The organism is Streptomyces sp. NPDC047081 (genome assembly GCF_040643775.1).
Taxonomy (GTDB): Bacteria; Actinomycetota; Actinomycetes; order Streptomycetales; family Streptomycetaceae; genus Streptomyces.
On the sequence record NZ_JBEYUY010000014.1, the window covers coordinates 234,529 to 258,656 of the forward strand.

19 protein-coding genes are annotated in these 24,128 nt (G+C 72.1%); 13 read left to right on the plus strand and 6 right to left on the minus strand.

Annotated elements, in window-relative coordinates; all coding sequences use genetic code 11:
• Positions 1–62 precede the first annotated feature (62 nt).
• The 4 genes from ABZ848_RS26705 (at position 63) to ABZ848_RS26720 (ending at position 2,441) form a co-directional block, all read left to right on the plus strand.
• Entirely contained in the window at positions 63–533 is a 471-nt protein-coding gene (locus ABZ848_RS26705; RefSeq protein ID WP_360835864.1) for a DUF5990 family protein, read from the plus strand.
• Between the two features lie 54 nt (positions 534–587).
• The gene (locus ABZ848_RS26710; protein WP_360835865.1) at positions 588–980 is read left to right on the plus strand and encodes a DUF6153 family protein; all 393 of its coding nucleotides are present in this window, start codon (positions 588–590) and stop codon (positions 978–980) included.
• A gap of 88 nt (positions 981–1,068) precedes the next feature.
• Complete coding sequence (locus ABZ848_RS26715) at positions 1,069–1,692, plus strand: DUF305 domain-containing protein (protein ID WP_360835866.1); 624 nt, start codon at positions 1,069–1,071, stop codon at positions 1,690–1,692.
• A 74-nt stretch (positions 1,693–1,766) separates the two neighbouring features.
• On the plus strand, positions 1,767–2,441 hold the full coding sequence (locus ABZ848_RS26720) for a class I SAM-dependent methyltransferase (protein WP_360835867.1): 675 nt from the start codon (positions 1,767–1,769) through the stop codon (positions 2,439–2,441).
• A gap of 12 nt (positions 2,442–2,453) precedes the next feature.
• On the opposite strand, the gene ABZ848_RS26725 is transcribed toward ABZ848_RS26720, so the two are convergent.
• The 5 genes from ABZ848_RS26725 to ABZ848_RS26745 all read right to left on the minus strand — a co-directional run bounded on the left by ABZ848_RS26725 (position 2,454) and on the right by ABZ848_RS26745 (position 10,614).
• Positions 2,454–3,614: an NAD-dependent formate dehydrogenase gene (locus ABZ848_RS26725; protein ID WP_360835868.1), complete on the minus strand. Its 1,161-nt coding sequence runs from the start codon at positions 3,612–3,614 to the stop codon at positions 2,454–2,456.
• Between the two features lie 105 nt (positions 3,615–3,719).
• Positions 3,720–4,649, minus strand: a complete 930-nt coding sequence (locus tag ABZ848_RS26730; protein ID WP_360835869.1) for a LysR family transcriptional regulator — start codon at positions 4,647–4,649, stop codon at positions 3,720–3,722.
• A gap of 39 nt (positions 4,650–4,688) precedes the next feature.
• Positions 4,689–5,156, minus strand: a complete 468-nt coding sequence (locus ABZ848_RS26735) for a molybdopterin-dependent oxidoreductase (protein WP_360835870.1) — start codon at positions 5,154–5,156, stop codon at positions 4,689–4,691.
• A gap of 124 nt (positions 5,157–5,280) precedes the next feature.
• On the minus strand, positions 5,281–6,234 hold the full coding sequence (locus ABZ848_RS26740; RefSeq protein ID WP_360835871.1) for an XdhC family protein: 954 nt from the start codon (positions 6,232–6,234) through the stop codon (positions 5,281–5,283).
• 21 nt (positions 6,235–6,255) lie between these two features.
• Entirely contained in the window at positions 6,256–10,614 is a 4,359-nt protein-coding gene (locus ABZ848_RS26745; protein ID WP_360835872.1) for a molybdopterin-dependent oxidoreductase, read from the minus strand.
• 405 nt (positions 10,615–11,019) lie between these two features.
• Here ABZ848_RS26745 and ABZ848_RS26750 point away from each other — a divergent pair, with 405 nt between their 5' ends.
• The 7 genes from ABZ848_RS26750 to katG all read left to right on the plus strand — a co-directional run bounded on the left by ABZ848_RS26750 (position 11,020) and on the right by katG (position 18,136).
• On the plus strand, positions 11,020–11,616 hold the full coding sequence (locus ABZ848_RS26750) for a hypothetical protein (protein ID WP_360835873.1): 597 nt from the start codon (positions 11,020–11,022) through the stop codon (positions 11,614–11,616).
• Positions 11,613–12,932: a copper resistance protein CopC gene (locus ABZ848_RS26755; RefSeq protein ID WP_360835874.1), complete on the plus strand. Its 1,320-nt coding sequence runs from the start codon at positions 11,613–11,615 to the stop codon at positions 12,930–12,932. Before ABZ848_RS26750 ends, ABZ848_RS26755 begins: the two co-directional genes overlap by 4 nt.
• 59 nt (positions 12,933–12,991) lie before the next feature.
• Positions 12,992–14,005, plus strand: coding sequence for a cupredoxin family copper-binding protein (locus ABZ848_RS26760; protein ID WP_360835875.1), 1,014 nt, complete (start codon positions 12,992–12,994; stop codon positions 14,003–14,005).
• 103 nt (positions 14,006–14,108) lie between these two features.
• The gene (locus tag ABZ848_RS26765) at positions 14,109–14,621 is read left to right on the plus strand and encodes a hypothetical protein (protein WP_360835876.1); all 513 of its coding nucleotides are present in this window, start codon (positions 14,109–14,111) and stop codon (positions 14,619–14,621) included.
• Positions 14,609–15,301 carry a cupredoxin family copper-binding protein gene (locus tag ABZ848_RS26770; protein WP_360835877.1) on the plus strand — a complete coding sequence of 231 codons (693 nt, stop codon included), beginning with the start codon at positions 14,609–14,611 and terminating at the stop codon, positions 15,299–15,301. Before ABZ848_RS26765 ends, ABZ848_RS26770 begins: the two co-directional genes overlap by 13 nt.
• Before the next feature lie 179 nt (positions 15,302–15,480).
• Positions 15,481–15,918 carry a Fur family transcriptional regulator gene (locus tag ABZ848_RS26775; protein ID WP_360835878.1) on the plus strand — a complete coding sequence of 146 codons (438 nt, stop codon included), beginning with the start codon at positions 15,481–15,483 and terminating at the stop codon, positions 15,916–15,918.
• Between the two features lie 25 nt (positions 15,919–15,943).
• Positions 15,944–18,136 carry a catalase/peroxidase HPI gene (katG, locus tag ABZ848_RS26780; RefSeq protein ID WP_360835879.1) on the plus strand — a complete coding sequence of 731 codons (2,193 nt, stop codon included), beginning with the start codon at positions 15,944–15,946 and terminating at the stop codon, positions 18,134–18,136.
• Between the two features lie 10 nt (positions 18,137–18,146).
• Here katG and ABZ848_RS26785 read toward each other — a convergent pair whose 3' ends face one another.
• On the minus strand, positions 18,147–18,917 hold the full coding sequence (locus tag ABZ848_RS26785; RefSeq protein WP_360835880.1) for a restriction endonuclease: 771 nt from the start codon (positions 18,915–18,917) through the stop codon (positions 18,147–18,149).
• Positions 18,918–19,099: 182 nt separating this feature from the next.
• On the opposite strand from ABZ848_RS26785, the gene ABZ848_RS26790 reads away from it, so the two are divergent.
• Positions 19,100–22,156, plus strand: a complete 3,057-nt coding sequence (locus tag ABZ848_RS26790) for an FAD-linked oxidase C-terminal domain-containing protein (RefSeq protein WP_360835881.1) — start codon at positions 19,100–19,102, stop codon at positions 22,154–22,156.
• Between the two features lie 51 nt (positions 22,157–22,207).
• Positions 22,208–24,004 (plus strand): thiamine pyrophosphate-requiring protein, encoded by a 1,797-nt coding sequence (locus ABZ848_RS26795; protein ID WP_360835882.1) that lies wholly within the window; start codon positions 22,208–22,210, stop codon positions 24,002–24,004.
• Positions 24,005–24,128: the final 124 nt, after the last annotated feature.

Consider the following 24,128-nt stretch of genomic DNA (forward strand, 5'->3'; position numbering starts at 1 on the left):
ATACCGAAGCACACAGGTGGACACTGGAGATCCACAGCACGACGAGGCTGGGCGGTGACGGTATGGCGGCCGGTCTGCGCATCCGGGTCGAGGGGTTCGACCTGCCCGGCCGCAGTTGCGGGCCCGACGGCAGCGAGGCGTCGTACACGAACATCCATGTGGCCGTGCAGCGCCGTGACCGGCCGGCCGAGCTCCTCGGTCCGCAGCCCGGCGACGCCGGTTCGGTCAGCTGGACGCTGGAGTGCACGGCCGTCCCTTCTCCGACCGGTACGGACGTCAAGGGGCCCTTTGTGCAGGGGCGTCCGGGGAGCCGGTTCGTGTATCTGTCGTGGGGTACGGTCGACGGCTCCGGTGCGTTCACCATGTTCCGCCGAGCCAAGCTGATGCTCGACGCCGTGCCGGCGGAGGTGCTCGACGCGGCCGTGTGCGAGGGCGTGCTGGTCGGGCGGCTCGGCCTGACGGACGGGCGCGGCCATCCGCTGTGCGCGCGGGTGGTGCCGCCGCGGATCGAGTGGGCGGCGGGGCGGGAGTGACAGAAGTGGCCGTCGGGCGGAAGTGGTCGTCGCCGTGTGCGTAGCATGAGCGCCGTGACAGCCCGCGCACAGCAAACCGCCGCGCCACCGCCCTCCGTGCGGTGGCGTGCGCTGCTCGTGATCGGGCTGCTGGTCGGGCTGCTGGGCATGCACGGCCTGGCTCCCGGCGGGGGCATGACGGAGCACTCCGCGCCCCGGCACCTGACCGTGACGGCCGCCGCGCACGACGCCTGCGGCGGCGACGGCTGCGGCGGCGGCCACCTCCACCACGCCGACCAGACCTGTACGTCGGCCGCCGTGAGCGGCGGGCCGTCGCTGCCCGCGCTGGTCCCCGACCCGGTCGCGGTCGACGTACCGGAGGACACGCTGTGCCCGTACGCGGGTGCGGCCCCGGACGGCGCCCGTGCGCCACCGGACCTCGCCGAACTCCAACTCCTGCGGATCTAGAGGCACTTCGCACACCCCGTCCCGCTCCGGCGGCGACGCGGTGTGCCCCGGCACGCCCAGATCCCTTTCGCACAGCAGGAGTTCCAGCATGCGCAGTTCCCGTACGTCCCTGATCCGCCGTACCGCCCTGGTGGTCACCGCCGTCACGGCCGCCCTCGCTCTCGCCGCCTGCGGCAACGACAGCGGCGGCGGCAGCGCGCACGAGGGGCACGGTTCCTCGGCGGCCGCGTCGAGCACCGGCGACCACAACGGCCAGGACGTGTCCTTCGCGCAGGGCATGATCCCGCACCACCAGCAGGCCCTGGAGATGGCCAAGCTCGCTTCCGGCCGGGCCAAGTCCGCCCAGGTCAAGGACCTCGCCGCGCGCATCGAGAAGGCGCAGGACCCGGAGATCCGGACGATGTCCGGCTGGCTGAAGACCTGGGGCGAGGACATGCCCTCGGCGATGCCCGGCATGGACCACTCGGCGGACTCCGGGATGACCGGAATGATGGACACCAAGGACATGACGGCGCTGGAGAAGGCGTCCGGCGCCGAGTTCGACACCATGTTCCTGACCATGATGATCGAGCACCACAAGGGTGCGGTGGAGATGGCCCAGGCGGAGAAGAGCAAGGGCTCCTACGGCCCGGCCACCTCCATGGCCGACGACATCGTCACCGCGCAGACCGCCGAGATCACCGAGATGAACAAGCTCCTCGGCAAGAGCTGACCCCTCCGGGAGGGGCCGACGACTTCGCCGACCCCTCCCCCGCACCACCCGACACACGAACCGACGAGGCGATCATGCGTGATCAGGAACGACCGGATGACGAGCGCTCCGTCGCCGACGCCCAGCGCGCCCACTGGCAGTCGACCTACACCGAGCACCCGGGCATGTACGGCACCGAGCCCTCCGAGCCCGCCCGGTACGCCGCCGGTGCCTTCCGCGCGGCGGGGGCGCGCACGGTCCTCGAACTCGGTGCCGGGCACGGCCGGGACGCGCTGTTCCTCGCCCGCGAGGGCTTCACCGTCCACGCGACCGACTTCAGCGCCACCGCCCTCGACCAACTCGCCGCCGCGGCGAAGGAGTCGGGCCTCGGCGACCGGGTGACGACGACGGTCCACGACGTCCGCGAACCGCTGCCGCTGCCCGACGCCTCGGTGGACGCCGTGTTCGCGCACATGCTGCTGTGCATGGCGCTGTCGACGGAGGAGATCCGGGCGGCGGTGGACGAGATCCGCCGCGTGCTGTGCCCCGGCGGCCTGCTCGTCTACACCGTCCGCCACACCGGGGACGCCCACTTCGGCGCGGGCGTCTCCCACGGCGACGACATCTACGAACACGGCGGTTTCGCCGTCCACTTCTTCGACGCGGACCTGATCCACTCCCTCGCCAAGGGCTGGCACATGCACGGCGTGCACGCCTTCGAGGAGGGCGAACTGCCGCGCAGGCTCTGGCGGATCACCCAGGCCAGGTGAGGACGCAGGGGGTCACTTGTTGACGGAGTACGAGTGGGCGCCGGTGCCGGCCAGGTGGCCGCCGTCGACGATCAGGTACTCGTCGCGGATCGGGCGGCCCGCGAGCCAGGACTCCAGGATCTCGCGGGTGCCGGCCGCGTAGCGGGCCTGCGCGGAGAGGGAGGAGCCGGAGATGTGCGGGGTCATGCCGTGGTGCGGCATGGTCCGCCAGGGGTGGTCGGCGGGGGCCGGCTGCGGGAACCAGACGTCACCGGCGTACCCGGCCAACTGCCCGCTCCCCAGGGCGCGTTCGACGGCGTCCCGGTCGGCGATCCGGGCCCGCGCGGTGTTGATGAGATAGGCGCCGCGCTTCATCGTGCCGATGAGCTCGTCGCCGAACAGGCCCTCCGTCTCGGGGTGCAGCGGCGCGTTGATCGTCACGACGTCGCAATGGGGCACCATGTCGGCGGCGGTGGCGTGGAAGGTGAGCCCCAGTTCGCGCTCGGTCTCCTCGGGCAGCCGGTGCCGGTCGGTGTAGTGCAGCTTGACGTCGAAGGGCGCGAGGCGGCGCAGCACCGCCAGCCCGATCCGGCCCGCGGCGACCGTGCCGACGTGCATGCCTTCGAGGTCGTACGAACGGGCCACGCAGTCCGCGATGTTCCAGCCGCCGTCGAGGACGACCTGGTGCGAGGGCAGGTAGTTGCGCACGAGGGACAGCGTCATCATCACGACGTGCTCGGCGACGCTGATGCTGTTGCTGTACGTCACCTCGGCGACCGTCACTCCGTGCGCGACGGCCGCGTCCAGGTCGACGTGGTCGGAGCCGATGCCGGCGGTGACGGCGAGCTTGAGGTTCCGCGCGGCGGCGATCCGCTCGGGTGTCAGGTACGCGGGCCAGAACGGCTGCGAGATGACGACGTCCGCGTCGGCCAACTCCCGCTCGAAGACGGACCCTTCGCCATCCTTGTCGGAGGTGACGACGAGGGTGTGGCCGGCCTTCTCCAGGAAGGTGCGCAGGCCGAGTTCGCCGGAGACACTGCCGAGGAGGTGCCCCGGGGTGAAGTCGACCGCCTCGGGGGTCGGGGTGGTCCGGCCGCCGGGGTAGTGGTCGATCGCGGGGAGGTCGTCGCGGGCGTACGTGGTCGGGTATCCGTCGGTGGGGTCGTCGTACAGGACGCAGAGCACCTTGGCCATGTCGCGGCTCCTCAACTGGCGTTGCGGGAAGGTGCCGTTCACGATCCTCGCCGCCGAATGACCTGGTCAAAGCGTTCCTTGTTATGCCGGGATAGACGGCGGCTATCAGCTCTGCTTGAGATACGTCCGCAGCAGTTCGTCCAGCGCGTCCCGGACCCCGGCCTGCCTCGCGACCTTCAACAGCGCATCGGCCAGGACGGATTGGGGTTCACTGTTGGCGACGACGAGACCGACCCGCGGCCCGTGTGCCGGGCCTTCCAGCGGTACGACCCGCATCCGGTCCGGCACGCCGAACATGTGCAGCCAGGCGTGCGAGATCACGCTGGACCAGCGGCCGCCGGGGAGGTGGGCGTAGAGCCCGGCGACACTGTCCGACTCGATCGCGGGCGCGGCGGTGGCGCCGTCGGCGGCGAAGCACTCGTCGATGATGCGGCGGTTGCGCATACGGGAGTTGAGCAGGCAGAGCGGGAGGGCGGCGGCCTGGGACCAGCGGGCGCGGGCGGCGCCGCCGAGGGGGCCGTCGACGGGGGTGAGCAGGACGTACCGCTCCTCGTAGAGGGGGAGGCGGCGCACATGACGGAGGGTGTCGTCGTCGAGGTAGGTCATCGCCGCGTCGAGCTCGAACTCCGTGAGTCCGTGGGTGATTTCGGCGGACGACAGGGACTCCATGGCGACGCCGGCGCGCGGGTGGTGTTCGCAGAACGGGGTGGTGAGGAGGGAGGCGACGGGCAGAGCGGTCGGTACGACGCCCAGCCGCAGCGTGCCGGTGAGGCCGCCGCGCAGGGCCGACAACTCCTGTTGCAGGGCGTCCCGTTCGGCGAGGATGCGATGCGCCCACGCCAGCACGACCTCACCCTCGGGGGTCAGCCCCTCGTACCGCCTCCCCCGCCGCACGATCGGCACGTCCAGTTCGTGTTCCAGCCGACGGATCGCCGCGGACAGGGACGGCTGGGAGACGTAGCAGGCGGCCGCGGCACGGGCGAAGTGGCGCTCGCGGGCGAGGGAGACGAGATATTCGAGCTGACGCAGCAGCATGCGGCCTCCGGGGGACCCGGGACCGGGTTCGGCCGGCCCTCAGGGACACGAATACCGTCCGTCCACCCGGATCGCCCGGATCCCGCTGATGTATCGGGCCCCGCAGCGGTCCTGCGGCAGCACCAGCTGGGCACCGGCGCGGTCCAGCGGGGTGTCGTCGATGGCGGTCGCGAGCAGGACCGGCGCGTCGGCGAAGTCGGGGTCGATCTCGGCCCAGGAGAGCAGCGCGTGGTGGCCGTCGGTGCCGCTGACGGCGATCAGGAAGCGCAGCCGGTCCTTGCGGCGGGCGGGGTCGAAGCCGGGGCCCGCGGCCGACAGCACGTCGTACAGGCGCGGCCCGGTGAAGCGGTGGTGCTGGGTGCCGCTGGTGCGGCACTCGAAGGCGACCGTCACCCGGTGCTGCGGCCAGCCGAGCAGATCGGGCACGGTCAGCCGGGCCGGGCGGGCGAGATCACCCGTCAGGGCGAGCTCGGCGACGGGCTGCGTCAGGGTCTGGCTCCGACTCACGGGCTACCACCTCCCGGGAGACGGTACCCGGGCGGCGACATCCAGCAAACGCAGCTGCACCACAAAATGGCAGACTGGTCGGGCTTCTGCGAAGAAACAAGGCGCGATCACATCGCATCTGCGCCTAGCGCACGAGCGCCGTGAGGACCTCCGCGCAGATCGCCATCGCGGTCTCCTCGGGCGTACGGGCCCCGATGTCCAGGCCGATCGGCCCGTGAATCCTCCCGACGTGCTCCTCGCCGAGGCCCGCCTCGGCGAGCCCGGCGGCCCGGCGTTCCTGCGTGTGCCGGGAGCCGAGCGCTCCGACGTACGGGATCCCGGAGCTCAGCGCGGCGTGGAGGGCCGGCACGTCGACGTCGGGTTCATGGCTCAGCATGACCAGACAGGCGGCGGCCGGGCGCTCGGCGAGCAGCTTGCCGGCGTCCTCGGCGGTCGCGGTGACCGTGGCCTGCCAGCGGAGCAACCCGGCCTGGGCGACGAGGAGTTCGGCGAGCTCACCGCCGCCGACGATGACGAGGTGCGGGATCGCGGGGCAGGTCTCGATGAGGACGAGTCCGGCGTCGGTGGCGTGCACCTCGCGCCCGGCGCGCCGGCGGCCGAGCAGTTCCCGGGCCTGGGCGGCGGCCTGCGGCGGCACGTCCGGCCCGTCGGTGCTCCCGCCGGGCGTCACGACGGTACTGACGGCATGCGTGCGCCGCTCGTCGAGCCAGGTGATCAGCGCGGCGTCGGCCCCGGCGGCGAGCAGCTCCCACCAGCGGGCGGGCACGGCGGGCAGCGGCTGCAGCAGGATCTCGGCCTGTCCCCCGCAGGTCAGCCCCGCGTCCCGTACGCCCTGGTCGTGCACGGCGACGGCGCACACCCGGGCGGTGTGCCCGGCGGCGAGCCCGGCGCCCTCGGCGGCCAGCTGCCGGTCGAAGGCGCCGCGGTAGAGCGTGCCGTGACACTTCCCGTCGGCGTCGATCAGCAGCGCGTCCCCGGGCCGCCGGGCCCCGAAGCCCCGCTCGGTGACGGGCCGCGCGAGCACCGCCGTACGCCCCTGGGCCGCCCACTGCCGTGCCGTCCTCGCCAGTTCACGCATGGATTCAGCGTAGTCCGCAGGTCAGTAGACGTCCCTCACGTATTTCTTCTCGGTCGACAGCTGCTTCACGTACGCCGCCGCTCCCGCCTCGTCCATTCCGCCGTGCACCACGGCGATGTCCCGCAGCGCCCGGTCGACGTCCTTCGCCATCCGGGAGGCGTCGCCGCAGACGTAGAAGTGCGCGCCGTCCTGGAGCCAGGACCACAGCTGCGGCCCGTGCTCGCGCATCCGGTCCTGTACGTAGACCTTCGCGCGCTGGTCGCGGGAGAACGCGGTGTCGAGGCGGTCGAGGGTGCCGTCGGCGAGGAAGCCGGTGAGCTCCTCCTCGTAGTAGAAGTCCGTCGCCCGGTGCTGTTCGCCGAAGAACAGCCAGTTGGGGCCCCGGTGGCCGAGGGCGCGCCGCTGTTCCAGGAAGCCGATGAAGGGGGCGACGCCCGTGCCGGGGCCGACCATCACCATCGGGGTGGCCGGGTCGGCGGGCGGACGGAAGTGGGCGGAGCGCTGGACGTGCACGGGGACGGGGGTGTCCGGGTCGGCGTCGGCCAGGAACGGGGAGCAGACGCCCTGGCGGGCGCGGCCGGCCAGGTTCTCGTAGCGGACGACGGAGACGGTGAGCGAGACCAGGTGGGGGTCGGTCAGGGGGCTCGACGATATGGAGTACAGGCGCGGCTGCAAGCGGCCGAGTGTCTCCGCCCACTCCTGCGCGGCTGCCCGTACCCCGTGCTCGGCGACGACGTCCACGGCCTGCCGGCCCCACGACCACTGCGCCAGCCCGTCCTTGTTGTCGGGGCGCATGAGCTTCTTCAACTCCCGTGGGTCCCGGGCCCGTTCAGTGACGAAGCGGAGGAGGCCGGGGGTGATGCGGGTGATGTCGAGGTGGCGGAGGAGCGCTTCGTGGAGGGGGAGTTCGCCTACGCCGTTCAGGTCGACCGCGCTGTCGGGGGCGAGGCCGGTGACGCTCAGCCATTCCGCCACCAGGGCACGGGAGTTGAGCGGGCGGACGCCCAGCGCGTCGCCCGCCTCGTAGAGCAGCGGCGTCTCGCTGTCGCGGGTGTCGAAGGTGAACCGGCGCACCTCCTTGCCGGCACCGGGGAGGCTGAGGAGACGGTTGCCGGTGAGGCGGGCGAGGACGGGGGCGGGTTTCCTGGAGCGGGGGGCGAGGGCCGGAGCGGCGGCTGCGGAGGCCGAGGTGACGGGCGGCGCGAGCGCGGGGCCCGCTTGCCCTGCGGGGGCAAGGCCTCCCACCGCACCGGCACGCCCGTCGGCCGCGCCCACAAGCCCTCCCGACGGCGCTCCCGCGAGCCCCAAAGCACCCGTGTGGCCATCCGGCGCACCCGCGAGCCCCAGGACGCCCGACTGACCATCCGCCGTACCCGCAAACCCCACAGCGCCCGACTGCCCATCCGGCGCACCCGCGAGCCCGACAGCGCCCGCCTGTCCTTCCGCCGTGCCGGACAGCGCTGTCAGTACCTGGTCCAGCCAGCCGTGGGCCGCGGCCTCGTAGTCCGGTTCGCAGTCCGTGCGTGGGGCCAGCCGCAGGCCGCCGAGTTCGTCGAGGCGCTGGTCGAGGCGGCGGCCGTGGCCGCAGAAGTCGTCGTACGACGAGTCGCCGAAGGCCAGGACGGCGAAGCGACGGCCCTCCATGCGGGGGCCGTCCGGGGCGGCCAGGGTCTCCCAGAAGCCGGAGCCGTTGTCGGGGGCGTCGCCGTCGCCGAAGGTGCTGGTGATCAGGAGCAGGTCGGCGCCGGGCGGCAGCGCCGCGGGGTCGGCCTCGTCCATGCCGAGCAGGGACGGGGCGTGCCCGAGGGCCTTGAGCCGCTCGGCGGTCGCGGCGGCGAAGTCCTCCGCGTTGCCGGTCTGCGAGACCCAGAGGACGACGACCTCACGGCCCACGACGACGGCTCCGGCGGACGGCGCGGGCAGCGGTGCCGGGGCCGCCGTCCTGGAGTACATCCCGGCGAGTACGCCGTTCACCCACAGGGCGTGGTCGGGGCTGAAGGGCGCGTCGGGCGGGAGGACGGGCACGCCGGAGGCGCCGGAGGGGATGCCGGCGAGGAAGCCCACCAGGTACTGCCGTTCCTGCGCGGTCAGCACGGGCGGCGGAGCGGGTTCGAGCCCGAACACACCGGCGGCGGACGCGGCCGCGACGGGCACGAGTTCCGCGGTCTCCTCAACCACCGGCTCCGCGACCGGAGTTCGTACCGTCACCGGCGTCGACACCTTGGTCAGCGACACCGCGCACACCTTCAACTCGGGCTGGAAGGACAGCGGATCGACCGCGTCGCTGGTGACGGCGTTGACGCTGAGGTACTCGCCGAACAGGTCGTTCCAGTGGAAGGGTGCGAAGCAACTCCCCTGCCGTACGCGGTCGGTGACCACCGCGGGCAGCACGGCCCGGCCGCGCCTGGAGGCGACCTCCACCGAGTCGCCGTCGGCGACGCCGAGTTCGGCCGCGTCCTGCGGGTGCAGCTCCACGAAGGGGCCGGGGTTGAGCTTGTTGAGCCTGGGCACCTTCGCCGTCTTGGTCAGCGTGTGCCACTGGTGCTGCAGACGCCCGGTGTTGAGGACGAACGGGTAGTCGTCGTCCGGCATTTCGGCGGCCGGCAGGTGCGGCCGGGCGAAGAAGGCGGCGCGTCCGCTCGCGGTCGGGAAGCTCAGGGAGCCGTTCTCATCGACGTACCGGATCGGATTGCGGTCGGGCCCGTCGGCGCTCGGCGCGGGCCACTGCACCGGGGTCTCGCGCAGCCGCTCGTACGTCACTCCGCGCAGGTCCCAGCCCGTCTTCGGGTTCCAGGCCCGCTTGATCTCCTCGAAGATCTCCTCGGCGCTGTCGTACGAGAAGCCGTCCTCGTACCCCATCTCGCGTGCGACGGCGGCGATGATCCGCCAGTCGGCCATGGCCTCGCCGGGCGGGTCGGCGGCCGGGCGGGCGAGGGTGAGGTTGCGTTCGCTGTTGATGAGGACGCCCTCGGTCTCGGTCCACAGGGCGGCGGGCAGCACGATGTCGGCGTAGGCGTTGGTCTCGGTGTCGGCGAAGACGTCCTGGGTGACGACGAACTCGGCGGCCTCCAGGCCCTCGATGACCGTCTTGCGGTTGCCGACGGAGGCGACGGGGTTGGTGCAGATGATCCAGCAGGCCTTGATCTCGCCGTCGGCCATCTTGCGGAACATCTCGACGGTGCCCTTGCCGACGCCGTCGGCGCGGATCGTGCCCGCGTCCAGGCCCCACAACTCCTCGACGAACGCCCGCTCTTCGGGGACGAGGACAGACCGCTGGCCTGGAAGCCCGGGACCCATGTAGCCCATCTCCCGGCCACCCATGGCGTTGGGCTGCCCGGTGAGGGAGAACGGTCCGCTGCCCGGCCGGCAGATCGCGCCCGTCGCGAGGTGCAGGTTCACCAGGGCGTTGGTGTTCCAGGTGCCGTGCGTGGACTGGTTCAGGCCCATGGTCCAGCAGCTGGTCCACTCCCCCGCCTCGCCGATCAGCCGGGCGGCCTCGCGGATGTCGGCCTCGGGGATGCCGGTGATCCCGGCGACGGTGGCGGGCGGGTAGTCGGCGAGGAAGGCCGGCATCTCGTCCCAGCCGTCGGTGTGGCGCGCGATGAACTCGGGGTCGGTGTGCCCGTTCTCGTACAGCAGGTGCAACAGCCCGTTGAGGAGCGCGAGATCGGTGCCCGGCCTGATCTGCAGGAAAAGGTCCGCCTTCTCGGCGGTGGCGCTGCGGCGCGGGTCGACGACGATGAGCTTGGCGCCGGCCGACTTCACCCGGTCCATCATCCGCAGGAACAGAATCGGATGGCAGTCGGCCATGTTGGAGCCGATGACGAAGAAGAGGTCGGCCTTGTCGAGATCCTGGTACGAGCCGGGCGGACCGTCGGCGCCCAGGGACAGCTTGTAGCCCGTGCCCGCGCTGGCCATGCACAGCCGCGAGTTGGACTCGATCTGGTTCGTCCGGACGAAGCCCTTGGCCAGCTTGTTCGCCAGGTACTGCGCCTCCAGGCTCATCTGTCCCGAGACATAGAGGGCGACGGCGTCGGGCCCGTGCTCGTCGATGATCGCGCGCAGCCGCCGGGCCGTCGCGGAGATCGCCGCGCCGACGCCGGACGGCACCGGCTCCTCGCCGCGCTCGGGCCGGACGAGGGCGGTGGTCAGCCGGCCGGGTGCGGCGAGCATGTCGGCGGTGGTCGCGCCCTTGGTGCACAGCCGGCCGAAGTTCGCCGGGTGCTCCTTGTCGCCGGAGGCCTTCAGGACGGTACGGCGGCCGTCGGGGCCCATGCCGACGTCCAGGACGAGACCGCAGCCCACACCGCAGTAGGAGCAGACCGTCCGCACCTTCGTGACCGTCGTCGAGTCGGCGTTCCGCGAGTCCGGCGCGGCCACGGGCACCCCCTGCCTCTCCTGCTTCGTTCCGTGCGGGTGGATCTTCACCGACGGTACGAAATGCCCATTACACGGGTGTCTCCTGAGCCAGTCGTCAGGGGTTACACCGGGCGCACAGGGGCGGCGGGTGCGGTGTGAGAGGCCGGCTCCGGTCGCCGCCCAGGCATATGCATTCACGAGGATTACGTGAAAAAGAAATGCCGTACGCGTTCGAATTCACGTTCCCTGCCTTTTCTTCACGAAATGCAATGCGCGGATTGGGGTGGGGAGGTCCGTTCTCACAGCACACCCTCTGCCGAAAATGAGGCAATGAAACGGCCGATTAACTGACGCGTAGCGGACGGGAATCGTCACGTCGGTGCACTCCTGGTCACCGCCGTTCCACGCACAGCGTCAGGAGGGACCATGTCCTTCTTCGCCAGGGCGTCCTGGCCAGGAGACCATCGCGACGAGATCGTGGCGGGCGCGCTCGTCGCCGCCGTGGTCGTCGTCCTCGGCTACGCCTCGGGCATCGGAGCCCCGGCACCGACGACCGTCACGACCACCTCACCCCCGGCATCCGGGGCCTCACCGACACCCCACCGGCCCACCTCCCGCTCCGAGACCGGCCCACCCGACACCGGCGCCGCCGCCGGGACATCGGGCGGCGGCTACTGGGCGGGCGGGAGCGCCGCCGGAGTCCCCGTGGCCGGCAGCACGCCGTCCGCGGGCGGCAGCGACGGCCACGACCACGGCACCGGCCCTACGAACACGCCCTCGCCCTCGGCCACGTCCTCCCCCACGCCTGCCCCCACCCCCTCCCCCACCGCCACGGACAGTTGCGACGAGGGCGAAGTCCGCCTCGTGAAGCCCCTGTTGAACGGCCTGACCACCCCGGTGACGGGCGTCCTCGACAGCCTGTTGGCGCCGACCCCCTCCCCCAAGGAATCGTCCGACACCCAGTCCTCCCTCTGCGTCGGCGTGGCCGCCTCACCCTCGCTCCTCCCGGAGGTGCTCCCGTGAGACGCCGTGCCCCCGCGCTCCTCACCGTCCTGCTGGCCGCCCTCGCCGCCATACTGCTCGCCGCGCCGCCCGCGTCGGCCCACACGGAGCTGGAGTCCTCCGCCCCGGCCGACGGCGCCCGGCTCGCGCGCACCCCGGCCACCGTGCGGCTCGCCTTCAGCGAGCCGGTGGAGCTTCACGACGTCCATGTCACCGTGGGCGGCAGGAAGTCGGCCGTTTCCCGGAGCAGCGGTCACGGCAGCCGCGCCGTCGAGGTGACCGTCCCGAAGACGTCCGGGCGGAGCCGGGTTGCTCTGACTTGGCAGGTACTTGACATGGAGGACGGGCATCCCACGTCCGGGACGCTCTCCTTCCGCCTCAGCGCGAAGGCCGCGCCCGCTGCCGCCGCCCCGGCGGCCCCGCAGCCGTCCCGGGCCGTGCACGCCGCCTGGGCGACCGTCCGCTGGGCCGGCTACCTCGCCCTCGCGGTGTACGTCGGCGGCCTGGCCTTCCTCGCGCTGCTCTGGCCGCAGGGCGCGCTGGACCGCCGTACCCGCCGCGTCCTCACGCTCTCCTGGGCGACCGGGCTCGCGGCGAGTCTGCTCGCACCGGGGCTCCAGGGGGCGTACGGGACGCTGGGCACGCTCGGTGCGGTGTTCCAACGGGCCACCTACGCCGATCTGTTGGGCACCCAGGTCGGTGTCGTGGCCGCCTGCCGGGTGCTGATGTGGGTGCTCGCCGCGATCGTCCTGGCCGCCGTCCTGCAGGGCGGGGACCGGGCCGCGCGCTCGCCCGGCTGGCGGGTCGGCGCGCTGGCCGTGGCGCTCGGGCTGCTCCGTACGACGAGCATGACCGGGCACAACTCCGAGGGCACGCACCCCGGTTGGGGCGCGGTGGCCGACGTGGTCCATCTGCTCGGCGTCTCGTTGTGGCTCGGCGGTCTGACGCTGCTGCTGGTCGGGGTGCTGCCCCGGCGCCGGCCCGCGGAACTGTCGGCCGTGGTGTCCGGCTACTCCACGCTGGCCGGGGTGTCGGTGGCCGCGATCGTGGCCGCGGGGGCGGTGCTGACCTGGCAGGTCGTGGGCTCCTTCGGCGCCCTGCTGCACACCGGTTACGGCCGCCTCCTCCTGCTCAAACTCGCCGTGCTGGCCCTGGTGCTGCTGCTCGCGCAGCGCAGCCGGGGCTGGGTGAAGACACGGCTCGACATCGCCGTACTGCTGCGCGGCGACCGCGTCACCGTACGGCCCTTCGTCCACTCGGTCGCGGCCGAGACGGGGCTCGTCCTCGTCGTACTGGCCGCCACGAGTCTGCTGGTCACGTCCGCTCCCGGCCGCTGACCGGCACCTGTCCCACCCCCTCGCCGTACCGGCGAATCTCACAAGGGAGACGCACCACCATGCACACAGAGGAAACCACCGCACCCCCGGCCGGCCACCGGCGCTCCCGGGTGGGCAACCGGGCGCTGCTGGCCACCGGTCTGGGCGCCGGTCTCGCGGCCGTCGCCTGTCTCGGTCTGCTGCAGGCGTCCACCGGCGCGGCTGCCCCGCAGACCGCCCAACCGGCCGCCGAGGCCCAGTCGATGGCGGACATGGACCAGACGGCCACGGACGCCGCGGCGGCCGACTACACCATCGAGATCAAGGACATGGCCTTCGCGCAGCCGAAGCTGACGGTGAAGGTCGGCCAGACCGTGAAGTGGGTCAACGAGGACTCCGCTCCGCACACGGTCACCACCACCAGCGGCCCGGCCAAGTTCGACTCGGGAACGCTGGAGAAGGGCGACAGCTGGTCGTACACCTTCACCAAGGCCGGTACCTACGACTACTACTGCGCGGTCCACCCGGACATGACGGCGTCCGTCACCGTGGTGGCGGACGACAGCGGGGGCAGTTCGGGCGGGTCCACCGGTGGCTCGACGGGCGGCTCGACCGGAGGTTCGACGGGCGGTACGACCGGCGGCTCCACCGGGGGCGGCACGGGCGGGTCGAGTGGCGGGTCCACCAGCGGGGGCAGCAGCTCCGGCGGTACGAGCGGTGGCGGCGACGGCGGCGACGAGCAGTGCGTCAGCGTCCAGCAGGTGCTGCTGCCGATCCTCCAGCACATCGACAAGGCGCATCTGGAGGAGTCCCCGGGCCAGCAGGTCCAGGACGCGCTGAACCTCGACAGCTACATCAAGATGCACACCGTCTGGCTGGAGTCGATCCTCACGCCCGCGGTCAACGGCGCCGGCAGCGTCTCCGACGACACGCTGAGCGTGCTGCTCCAGCACATCAACTCGGCGCACCTGGAGGAGTCTCTGGGCCAACAGGTCGCGGACATCCTCGACCCGGACGCCTACGTGAAGATGCACACCGTCTGGGCCGAGCACCTGCTCGCCCCGACCGAGGAGTACATCACCAACTCCTGCTGATCCCCCGGCAGGACGCGACGGGCCGGCCGAGTCGCAGTCGGCCGGCCCGCCGCCGCTCCATTCTCCCCGCCCGTCACTCCGCCCGAACCACCGAGGTGCCGAGATGACCACCGAGACCCTCCCCACCGTCCCCCTGCCGCCGCCCCGCCCGGGCCCGGACTGGCTGCCCGACCCCGGCACCTACACCGCCGCCCCGGACCGCTGCATCGCCGAACTCACCGCCCGTTTCGGCCCGTTGACCATCCTGCGGCGCCGGCTCACCGCGCTGGACGCGACCCTCACCGTGGCGCACGACTCCGACGACTGCGTGCTGAGCCTGGAGCTGGCCGGCCGACCGCTCGGCGGCCGGGTGCTCAGCTTCGTCAGTACGAGTCTCACGCCCACGGACGAGGCCACCCGGCTGCACGTCCCCGGCGAACTCGCCCTGGCCGCGGACCCGGTGCCGGGCGTCTTCGGCTTCCGCGTCGTCGAGCGCACCGCCGACCGGCTGCTGCTCCTGGGCACGCTCGGCCTGCCGTACCGCCGCTTGCGCGCAACCGGCCTCACCCTGCCCCGCATTCGCCCCGCAGACCGCATCCGGCTGCTCATCGCCGCGGAGTTCGCATGCCCCGCCTGACCTCCCTGCTCGCCGCGCTCTTCCTCGCGGGCACCGCCCTGGTCCTGCCCGCCGAACCGGCGCGGGCGGCCATCACCCACCAAGTCGCCATGTCCGGCTACGCGTTCGCACCGCGGAGCCTGACCATCACGGCCGGGGACACCGTCACCTGGACCAACCAGGACCAGGCACCGCACGACGTGAAGACCACGTCCGGCCCGGCCGCCGTCCACTCGCCGATGCTGAGCAAGGGCGGCAGCTGGAGCCACACCTTCACGACGCCGGGGACGTACGGCTACGTCTGCACGGTGCATCCGAACATGACGGCCCAGCTGGTGGTGCGGCCCGCGCCCGCCCCGACGGTGCACACCCACCCGACGACCCCGGCCGCGGCGGCCACGCCGACGCCCGCCCGGCGCTCCGCCCCGGCAGCCATGCCGTCCATGGACATGACCCACGCCGACCACGCGCCCCACAGCGCGGAGCCCGCCGTACCGGCGTCCGGGGCCGTGTCCCCCTCGCCCACGGCCACGCCGACGGCCGAGCCCGCGCCCGACCTGCAGAACGCCGCGTCCACCACCCGCCCCCTCGACCCCCTGCTCCTCCTCACCGGCGCGGTCGCGGGCGTGGCGGTCCTGTGCCTGCTGCTGGTGGGCTCCCGGTCGGCCGCCGCGCGGAGCCAGAGCCCCGGAGGTGACTGACGTCACACCTGGACCGGAGTCATCCAGAGAACCAGCGGCACCCCGGCGCCCACGGTCACCCCGTGGGCGCCTGCCCGTGCCCGGGGTACACCGTGCGTCCCGCCGGTCACCCCCACGACACCAGACTTGTACGGTTCGTTTTCTTGAACCATTCGTGTTTGTGCGGGTAGGTTGGCCCCATGACTTCACCCCAGCCCCCGACCACCGCCGATGAGCTGCGCGGTGCCGGTCTGCGGGTGACCGCCGCCCGCGTCGCCCTGCTCGAGACCGTTCGCCAGGGTGACCACCTGGGCGTCGAGGCGATCGCCTCCGGCGTGCGCGAGCGCGTGGGCCACATATCGCTGCAGGCCGTGTACGAGGCACTCCACGCCCTCACCACGGCCGGCCTCGTCCGCCGCATCGAGCCGCCGGGCAGCCCGGCCCGGTTCGAGGGCAGGGTCGGGGACAACCACCACCACCTCGTCTGCCGGTCCTGCGGCGCCGTCTTCGACGTCGACTGCGCGGTCGGCCACGCCCCCTGTCTCACCGCTTCGGACGACCGAGGCTTCGCGATCGACGAGGCCGAGGTCATCTACTGGGGCCTGTGCCCCGACTGTTCCACCGCACGCACGGCCTGAGCACCAACCCCCCGGAAGGATTCCCATGTCTGAGAACAACGCCGCAGAGGCGAAGTGCCCGGTAGCGCACGACGGGCGAGCCCTGCACCCCACCCAGGGCGGCGGCAACCGCCAGTGGTGGCCGGAGCGCCTCAACCTGAAGATCCTCGCCAAGAACCCGGCCGTGGCGAACCCGCTCGGTGAGGAGTTCGACTACGCCGAGGCCTTCAACAGCCTGGACCTGGCGGCCGTGAAACAGGACATCGCCGAGGTTCTGACGGACTCCAAGGACTGGTGGCCGGCCGACTTCGGCAACTACGGCCCGCTGATGATCCGTATGGCCTGGCACTCCGCGGGCACCTACCGCATCTCCGACGGCCGCGGCGGCGCCGGCGCCGGCCAGCAGCGCTTCGCGCCGCTGAACAGCTGGCCGGACAACGGCAACCTGGACAAGGCCCGCCGTCTGCTGTGGCCGGTCAAGAAGAAGTACGGCAAGAGCCTGTCCTGGGCCGACCTGATGATCCTCACCGGCAACGTCGCCCTGGAGCAGATGGGCTTCACGACGTTCGGCTTCGGCGGCGGCCGCGAGGACGTCTGGGAGTCGGAGGAGGACGTCTACTGGGGCCCGGAGACGGTGTGGCTGGACGACCAGCGCTACACCGGCGACCGCGAGCTGGAGAGCCCGCTCGGCGCGGTCCAGATGGGTCTGATCTACGTCAACCCGGAGGGCCCGAACGGCAACCCGGACCCGATCGCCGCGGCCCGCGACATCCGTGAGACCTTCCGCCGGATGGCGATGAACGACGAGGAGACCGTCGCCCTCATCGCCGGTGGCCACACCTTCGGCAAGACCCACGGCGCCGGCCCGGCGGAGAACGTCGGCGCCGACCCCGAGGCCGCCCCCATCGAGGCCCAGGGCCTCGGCTGGGCCTCCACCTACGGCACCGGCAAGGGCGGCGACGCGATCACCTCCGGCCTGGAGGTCACCTGGACCGCCACGCCGACCCAGTGGAGCAACGGCTTCTTCAAGAACCTCTTCGAGTACGAGTACGAGCTGTCGGCGAGCCCGGCCGGCGCCCACCAGTGGGTCGCGAAGGACGCCGAGGCGATCATCCCCGACGCGCACGACCCGTCGAAGAAGAAGCTCCCGACGATGCTCACGACGGACCTCTCGCTGAAGTTCGACCCGATCTACGCCGAGATCTCGCGCCGCTTCTACGAGAACCCGGACCAGTTCGCGGACGCCTTCGCCCGCGCCTGGTACAAGCTCACCCACCGTGACATGGGCCCGAAGTCGCTCTACCTCGGCCCGGAGGTCCCGGAGGAGACCCTGCTGTGGCAGGACCCGCTGCCGGAGGCCGAGGGCGAGCCGATCGACGCCGCCGACGTGGCGGCCCTGAAGGCCAAGCTGCTCGAGTCGGGCCTGTCCGTCTCGCAGCTGGTCACCACCGCGTGGGCGTCGGCCTCGACGTACCGCAACAGCGACAAGCGCGGCGGTGCCAACGGCGCCCGCATCCGCCTGCAGCCGCAGGCCGGCTGGGAGGTCAACCAGCCCGACGAGCTCGCGCAGGTCCTGCGGGTCCTGGAGGGCATCCAGGCCGGCTTCAACACCGGCGCGAAGAAGGTCTCCCTGGCCGACCTGATCGTCCTCGGCGGTGCCGCGGGCGTGGAGAAGGCCGCCAAGGACGCCGGCTACGACATCGAGGTGCCCTTCACCCCGGGCCGTGTGGACGCCACGGACGAGCACACGGACGCGGAGTCCTTCGCCGCGCTCGAGCCCACCGCGGACGGCTTCCGCAACTACCAGGGCAAGGGCAACCGCCTGCCGGCCGAGTACCTGCTGCTCGACAAGGCGAACCTGCTCGGCCTGAGCGCGCCCGAGATGACCGTCCTCGTCGGCGGCCTGCGGGTCCTGGGCACGAACTACCAGAACACCGCGTACGGCGTCTTCACCGAGACCCCGGGCAAGCTGACGAACGACTTCTTCGTCAACCTGCTCGACCTGGGCACGACGTGGAAGTCGGTCTCCGAGGACCAGACGGTCTTCGAGGGCCGTGACGACGCGACCGGCGAGGTCAAGTGGACCGGCACCCGTGCCGACCTCGTCTTCGGCTCGAACTCCGAGCTGCGCGCCCTCGCCGAGGTCTACGCCTCGGACGACGCGAAGGAGAAGTTCGTGAACGACTTCGTCGCCGCCTGGGTGAAGGTGTCGAACGCGGACCGCTTCGACATCGCCTGACCCGATCCGGTCACACGGCGTCCGGTCCGTCCCGCAGGGGGCGGGCCGGACGCCGCTTTTCCCGCCCGTTTCCGCTCCGCGTCTTCTGCCCGTACGTGCTCCGCCAGCGCGCCCGGTGCCGGGCGTCGCCCTGGCCGGAACCGTTCACGCCCATCAGCGAGGGCAGCGAGGCACCGCTGTTCCACAGCCCCAGCAGGTCGCGGTTGACGGCGATGATGCCGTTCCCGACCACGACGTCCATGGCCTTGTCGCTGAACCGGGTCGTCGTCACGAACACCGCGACATCGGCCCCGAAGTGCACCTTCGAGCCGAGCAGATCCCGCACCTCCCGGCTGGCGATGACGGCGCTGGGCGCGTACCGCTTGCACTGCACGACCATGCTCCGCCCGTCCGGCAACCGCCCGACCACGTCGGCCCCCTGATCGCCGGACCCGCCGACCCGCCGCACGTCGGCGCACCCGTCCCGCCGGCACAGCGCTGCCACCAGGTCCTCGAACTCCGTGCCGGTCATGCCGTCCACCTCGGCCAGGGTCCGGTGCCCGGCGGCCACCGCGTCCTCCCGCCGCCACTCCCGGTCCCGGCCGCGCACCAGCCGGTCCGTGCGCCACAGCCACCAGCCGAGCCCGCCTGCCGCCGCGAGGGCGGCGAGTGCGACGACGTACACCCAGATCCGTGACCAGAACACGGCGAGCACGAGGAGGCCGAGCAGCAGCGCGCCGCCGGACGGGAGCGTCCGCCCTCGCGTCCTCCGCCGTCTCCGTGTCTTGCGTCGCGCAGCCATCCGCACCCCCCGGTCGGTCCCTGCCTCGCAGTGTGGACACCGTCCGGGCGGGCTGAAAGGGCGCACATCGGCCAAGACGGCCGAAGAGGGATGTCCGGGCCTTCCGCGTCATTGCGCCCGCGCTGCCGGGGTACCCGGTGGCCCGTCCGGACAGGGAAACGCGGCAGCCCGGAGGCCGACCCATGAGTGAGCGCGTCCACGAATCGAACCTCGACAGCCTGGTCAGGGCCCTGCGGGCCGAGACCGACGCCGAGGTCCGCTTCGATCCCGGCAGCCGGGGCGCGTACTCCACCGACGGCTCCAACTACCGGCAGCTCCCGCTCGGCGTGGTCGTCCCCCGCACCGTCGAGGCCGGCGCGCACGCCGTGCAGGTGTGCGCCCGCTTCGACGTGCCGGTGCTCTCGCGCGGCGGCGGCACCAGCCTCGCCGGGCAGACGACGAACGCGGCCGTGGTGATCGACTGGAGCAAGTACTGCCACGCCCTGGTCGCCGTCGATCCCGCGGCCCGCACCTGTGTGGTGGAGCCGGGCATCGTCCTGGACGAACTGAACCGGCGGCTAGCCGACCATGATCTGAAGTTCGGCCCGAAGCCCTCGACGCACAGCCACTGCGCGCTCGGCGGGATGATCGGCAACAACTCGTGCGGGGCCTCCGCGCAGGCGTACGGCAAGACGGTCGACAACGTGCGCCGCCTTGAGGTGCTGACGTACGACGGGCTGCGGATGTGGGTGGGGCCCACCTCGAAGGTGGAGCGGGCGCGGATCGCCGCGGAGGGCGGCCGGCGGGCCGAGGTGTACGACGGTCTGGACCGGCTCGTCGACGAGTACCTGGCGGACATCCGGCGCGGCTTCCCGAAGATCCCGCGCCGGGTCTCCGGCTACAACCTCGACTCGCTGCTGCCGGAGAACGGCCTCGACGTGGCCAGGGCCCTGGTCGGCAGCGAGGGCACCCTGGTGACCGTCCTGCACGCGGAGCTGGACCTGGTTCCGGTGCCGCCGTACGAGTCGCTGCTGGTGCTCGGTTACGACGACATCTGCCGGGCCGCCGACGACGTGCCCCATCTGCTGGAGCACTGCTCGCCCGGCCAACTGGAGGCGCTGGACGGGCGGATGGCGCAGCTGATGCGCGAGGAGCACGCCTACCTCGACTCGCTGGACACCCTGCCGGACGGGGACAGCTGGCTGCTGGTGCAGTTCACCGGGGACAGCCGCGACGACGTCGACGAACAGGCGCATGCCCTGCTGAAGGCGATCGGCCGGTCCGAGAAGGACGCCTCGGTCGCCTTCTCCGACGATCCGCAGCGCGAGCAGAAGATGCTCAGGGCCCGGGAGGCCGGGCTCGGGGTGACCGCGCGTCCGCCGGACGACCGGGAGACCTGGGAGGGCTGGGAGGACTCGGCCGTACCGCCGGAGCGGCTCGGCGACTATCTCCGGGACCTGAAGCGGCTGTTCGCGGAGTTCGACTACAACCACCCTTCTCTGTACGGGCACTTCGGGCAGGGGTGTGTGCACACGCGGATCCCCTTCGGGATGAAGACCGCGCAGGGTGTGGCGGACTTCCGGCGGTTCGTGGAGCGGGCCGCCGACCTCGTCGCCTCCTACGGCGGCTCGCTCTCCGGGGAGCACGGGGACGGGCAGGCGCGGGGCGAGCTGCTGACCCGGATGTTCGGCGAGCGGCTGGTGGCCGCCTTCGGGGAGTTCAAGGCCCTGTTCGACCCGGGCGACCGGATGAACCCCGGCAAGGTCGTCGACCCCCAACCGGTCGACGGACAGCTGCGGTTGGGCCCCGCCTGGCGGCCGGCCGCCGAGGAGACCCGCTTCGGCTATCCGGAGGACGACCACTCCTTCACCCAGGCGGTGCTGCGCTGTGTCGGCATCGGCAACTGCCGCTCCCACCAGGGCGGGGTGATGTGCCCCTCGTACCGGGTCACGAAGGAGGAGGAGCACTCGACGCGGGGCCGGGCCCGGCTGCTGTTCGAGATGCTCGGCGGGCACGCCGACTCGGCGGTGACCGACGGCTGGCGCTCGACCGAGGTGCGCGACGCGCTCGATCTGTGCCTGGCCTGCAAGGGCTGCAAGTCGGACTGTCCGACGGGCGTCGACATGGCCACGTACAAGGCGGAGTTCCTCGCCCACCACTACGAACGCCGGCTGCGTCCCGCCGCCCACTACTCGATGGGCTGGCTGCCCCTGTGGTCCCGACTGGCCACCCACGCACCGGCCTTGGCGAACAGCGCGCTGCACGCCCCGCTCCTCGGCCGGGCGGGCAAGCGGCTCGCCGGGGTGGACGAGGCGCGGCAGGCCCCGGTGTTCGCCGGGCGGTCCTTCGTACGGTGGTGGCGGGCCCGTGGCGGGGAGCAGCCGGACCCGGCCGATCCGTCGACGGTGGTCCTCTGGCCGGACACCTTCAGCAACTTCTTCCACCCGTCGGTGGCGATGTCGGCGGTACGGGTCCTGGAGGACGCCGGGTTCCGGGTCGCCGTGCCGACCAGGCCCGTGTGCTGTGGACTGACCTGGATCTCCACGGGTCAACTGGACGTCGCCAAGCGGGTGTTGCGGCGGACGTTCGACGTCCTGCGGCCGTATCTCGACGCGGGCACGCCGGTCGTCGGCCTGGAGCCGTCCTGCACGGCCGTGTTCCGCTCCGACGCGCCCGAGCTGCTGCCGGACGACCAGGACGCGGGGCGGCTGGCCGGGCAGGTGCGCACCTTCGCGGAGCAGCTCGTGCGGTACGCGCCCGACGGGTGGCGGCCGCCGGAGCTGGGGCGCTCGGCGACCGTGCAGACCCACTGCCACCAGCACGCCGTACTGAAGTCCGACGCCGACCACGAGCTCATGCGCCGCGCCCATCTCGACGCCGACGTCCTGGACGAGGGCTGCTGCGGGCTCGCCGGCAACTTCGGCTTCGAGCGCGGCCACCACGAAGTCTCCCTGGCCGTAGGCGAGTTGGGCGTGCTGCCCGCCGTGCGCGCCGCCGCTCCCGACGCGCTGCTGCTGGCCGACGGGTTCAGCTGCCGTACCCAGATCGACCAGGGCGGCACCGGGCGGCACGCCCTGCACCTGGCCGAGGCGCTCGCCCTCGGCCTGGACGGCCCGCTGCCGGGCGAGCGGCCGGAGCGCCTGGCCGACCGGCCCGAACGCCCCCCGCGCACGGCCCGCTGGGCCACCACCGCGCTCACCGCGACCGCAGCGGCGGCGGGCGGCCGGGAGGCGCTGCGACTTCTGCGCCGCCATCCGTGAAATCACCCCAACTGCACATGACTTGACATCACGTCACGAAGGGAACCGACCATGTCGACGAAGGTCTCCGACTACATCCTCCAGCGGCTGCGCGAATGGGACGTGGACCATGTCTTCGCCTATCCGGGTGACGGCATCAACGGCCTCCTGGCGGCCTGGGGACGGGCGGAGAACAAGCCCCGCTTCGTGCAGTCGCGCCACGAGGAGATGTCCGCCTTCGAAGCCGTCGGCTACGCCAAGTTCTCCGGCCGCGTCGGCGTCTGCGCCGCCACCTCCGGGCCCGGCGCGATCCATCTCCTCAACGGCCTGTACGACGCCAAGCTCGACCATGTGCCGGTGGTGGCGATCGTCGGGCAGACCAACCGCAGTGCGATGGGCGGCTCCTACCAGCAGGAGGTCGATCTGGTCAGCCTGTACAAGGACGTGGCCTCGGACTTCTGCGAGATGGTCACCGTGCCCGAGCAGCTGCCGAACGTGCTCGACCGGGCCCTGCGCACCGCCGTCGCGCGCCGTTCGGTGACGGCCGTGATCGTCCCGGCCGACGTACAGGAACTCGACTACTCCCCGCCCGAGCACGCCTTCAAGATGGTGCCGTCCAGCCTCGGCATGCCGCACTACGCGCCCGTGCCCGACGACGCGGACCTGCAGAAGGCCGCCGACCTGCTCAACTCCGGCGGTAAGACGGCCATTCTGATCGGCCAGGGCGCACGCGGGGCCCGCACCGAGGTCACCCAGGTCGCCGACCGGCTGGGCGCCGGTGTCGCGAAGGCGCTGCTCGGCAAGGACGCCCTCGACGACGACCTGCCGTACGTCACCGGCGCCATCGGGCTGCTCGGCACCCGGCCGTCGTACGAGATGATGCGGGACTGCGACACGCTGCTCGTGATCGGATCCTCCTTCCCCTACACGCAGTTCCTGCCGCAGTTCGGCAAGGCGCGGGCCGTGCAGATCGACATCGATCCGCACATGGTCGGGCTGCGTTATCCCTTCGAGGTCAACCTCGTCGGTGACGCGGCCGGGACGCTGCGCCGGCTGCTGCCGCTGCTCGACCAGATGGAGGACTCGGCCTGGCGCAAGAAGATCGAGGACAACGTCGCCCACTGGTGGAAGGTCATGGAGCGGCGGGCCGCGGTCGAGGCCGATCCCATCAACCCGGAGCATGTCGCGCACGCCCTGAACGACCTGCTCCCGGAGAACGTGATCCTGGCCGCCGACTCCGGGTCGGCCGCCAACTGGTACGCGCGGCACCTGAAGTTGCGGGGCGCGATGCGCGGTTCGCTGTCGGGGACCCTCGCCACGATGGGGCCGGGTGTGCCGTACGCCATCGGCGCGAAGTTCGCGCACGGCGACCGGCCGGCGATCGCGCTGGTCGGTGACGGTGCCATGCAGATGAACGGCATGGCCGAGCTGATCACGGTCGCCAAGTACTGGCAGGACTGGGCGGATCCGCGGCTGGTCGTCGCCGTCTTCAACAACCAGGATCTGAACCAGGTGACCTGGGAGATGCGGGCGATGTCCGGCGCCCCGCAGTTCCTGCCCTCGCAGTCGATCCCGGACGTCGCCTACGCCGACTTCGCCCGCTCCATCGGTCTGACCGGCATCCGGATCGAGAAGCCGGACGAGGTGGCCGGCGCCTGGCGGACGGCCCTGGCCGCGGACCGCCCGTGCGTCCTCGACTTCGTCACCGACCCCGCCGTACCCCCCATCCCGCCGCACGCCACCCTCGACCAGATCGAGGCGGCGGCGTCCGCGGTCCTCAAGGGCGACAGCGACCGCGCGGCGATGGTCCGCCAGGGCTTCAAGGCAAAGGTCCAGGACTTCCTGCCGCACCGGCATCGGGAGGAGTAGCGGCGCGGGCCGCATGAGATGGAATCGGGTGCCCCTTCGGGTCGGTGGCGGTGGCGGCCAGACTCAGCGTGACGTCCTTCGTACCGAGGTTGCGGTACGTCAGCTGCTTGGTGACCGGGGTGTC

Bases quoted from the DNA above. Each gene is read 5' to 3' on its own strand.
- ABZ848_RS26795 (WP_360835882.1), top strand. From the start codon at position 22,208: ATGTCGACGAAGGTCTCCGACTACATCCTCCAGCGGCTGCGCGAATGG.
- ABZ848_RS26705 (WP_360835864.1), top strand. From the start codon at position 63: ATGGCGGCCGGTCTGCGCATCCGGGTCGAGGGGTTCGACCTGCCCGGC.
- ABZ848_RS26770 (WP_360835877.1), top strand. From the start codon at position 14,609: ATGCCCCGCCTGACCTCCCTGCTCGCCGCGCTCTTCCTCGCGGGCACC.
- ABZ848_RS26785 (WP_360835880.1), bottom strand. From the start codon at position 18,917: ATGGCTGCGCGACGCAAGACACGGAGACGGCGGAGGACGCGAGGGCGG.
- ABZ848_RS26740 (WP_360835871.1), bottom strand. From the start codon at position 6,234: ATGCGTGAACTGGCGAGGACGGCACGGCAGTGGGCGGCCCAGGGGCGT.
- ABZ848_RS26715 (WP_360835866.1), top strand. From the start codon at position 1,069: ATGCGCAGTTCCCGTACGTCCCTGATCCGCCGTACCGCCCTGGTGGTC.
- ABZ848_RS26760 (WP_360835875.1), top strand. From the start codon at position 12,992: ATGCACACAGAGGAAACCACCGCACCCCCGGCCGGCCACCGGCGCTCC.
- ABZ848_RS26720 (WP_360835867.1), top strand. From the start codon at position 1,767: ATGCGTGATCAGGAACGACCGGATGACGAGCGCTCCGTCGCCGACGCC.
- ABZ848_RS26730 (WP_360835869.1), bottom strand. From the start codon at position 4,649: ATGCTGCTGCGTCAGCTCGAATATCTCGTCTCCCTCGCCCGCGAGCGC.
- ABZ848_RS26750 (WP_360835873.1), top strand. From the start codon at position 11,020: ATGTCCTTCTTCGCCAGGGCGTCCTGGCCAGGAGACCATCGCGACGAG.
- ABZ848_RS26725 (WP_360835868.1), bottom strand. From the start codon at position 3,614: ATGGCCAAGGTGCTCTGCGTCCTGTACGACGACCCCACCGACGGATAC.
- ABZ848_RS26765 (WP_360835876.1), top strand. From the start codon at position 14,109: ATGACCACCGAGACCCTCCCCACCGTCCCCCTGCCGCCGCCCCGCCCG.
- ABZ848_RS26775 (WP_360835878.1), top strand. From the start codon at position 15,481: ATGACTTCACCCCAGCCCCCGACCACCGCCGATGAGCTGCGCGGTGCC.
- ABZ848_RS26790 (WP_360835881.1), top strand. From the start codon at position 19,100: ATGAGTGAGCGCGTCCACGAATCGAACCTCGACAGCCTGGTCAGGGCC.
- katG (WP_360835879.1), top strand. From the start codon at position 15,944: ATGTCTGAGAACAACGCCGCAGAGGCGAAGTGCCCGGTAGCGCACGAC.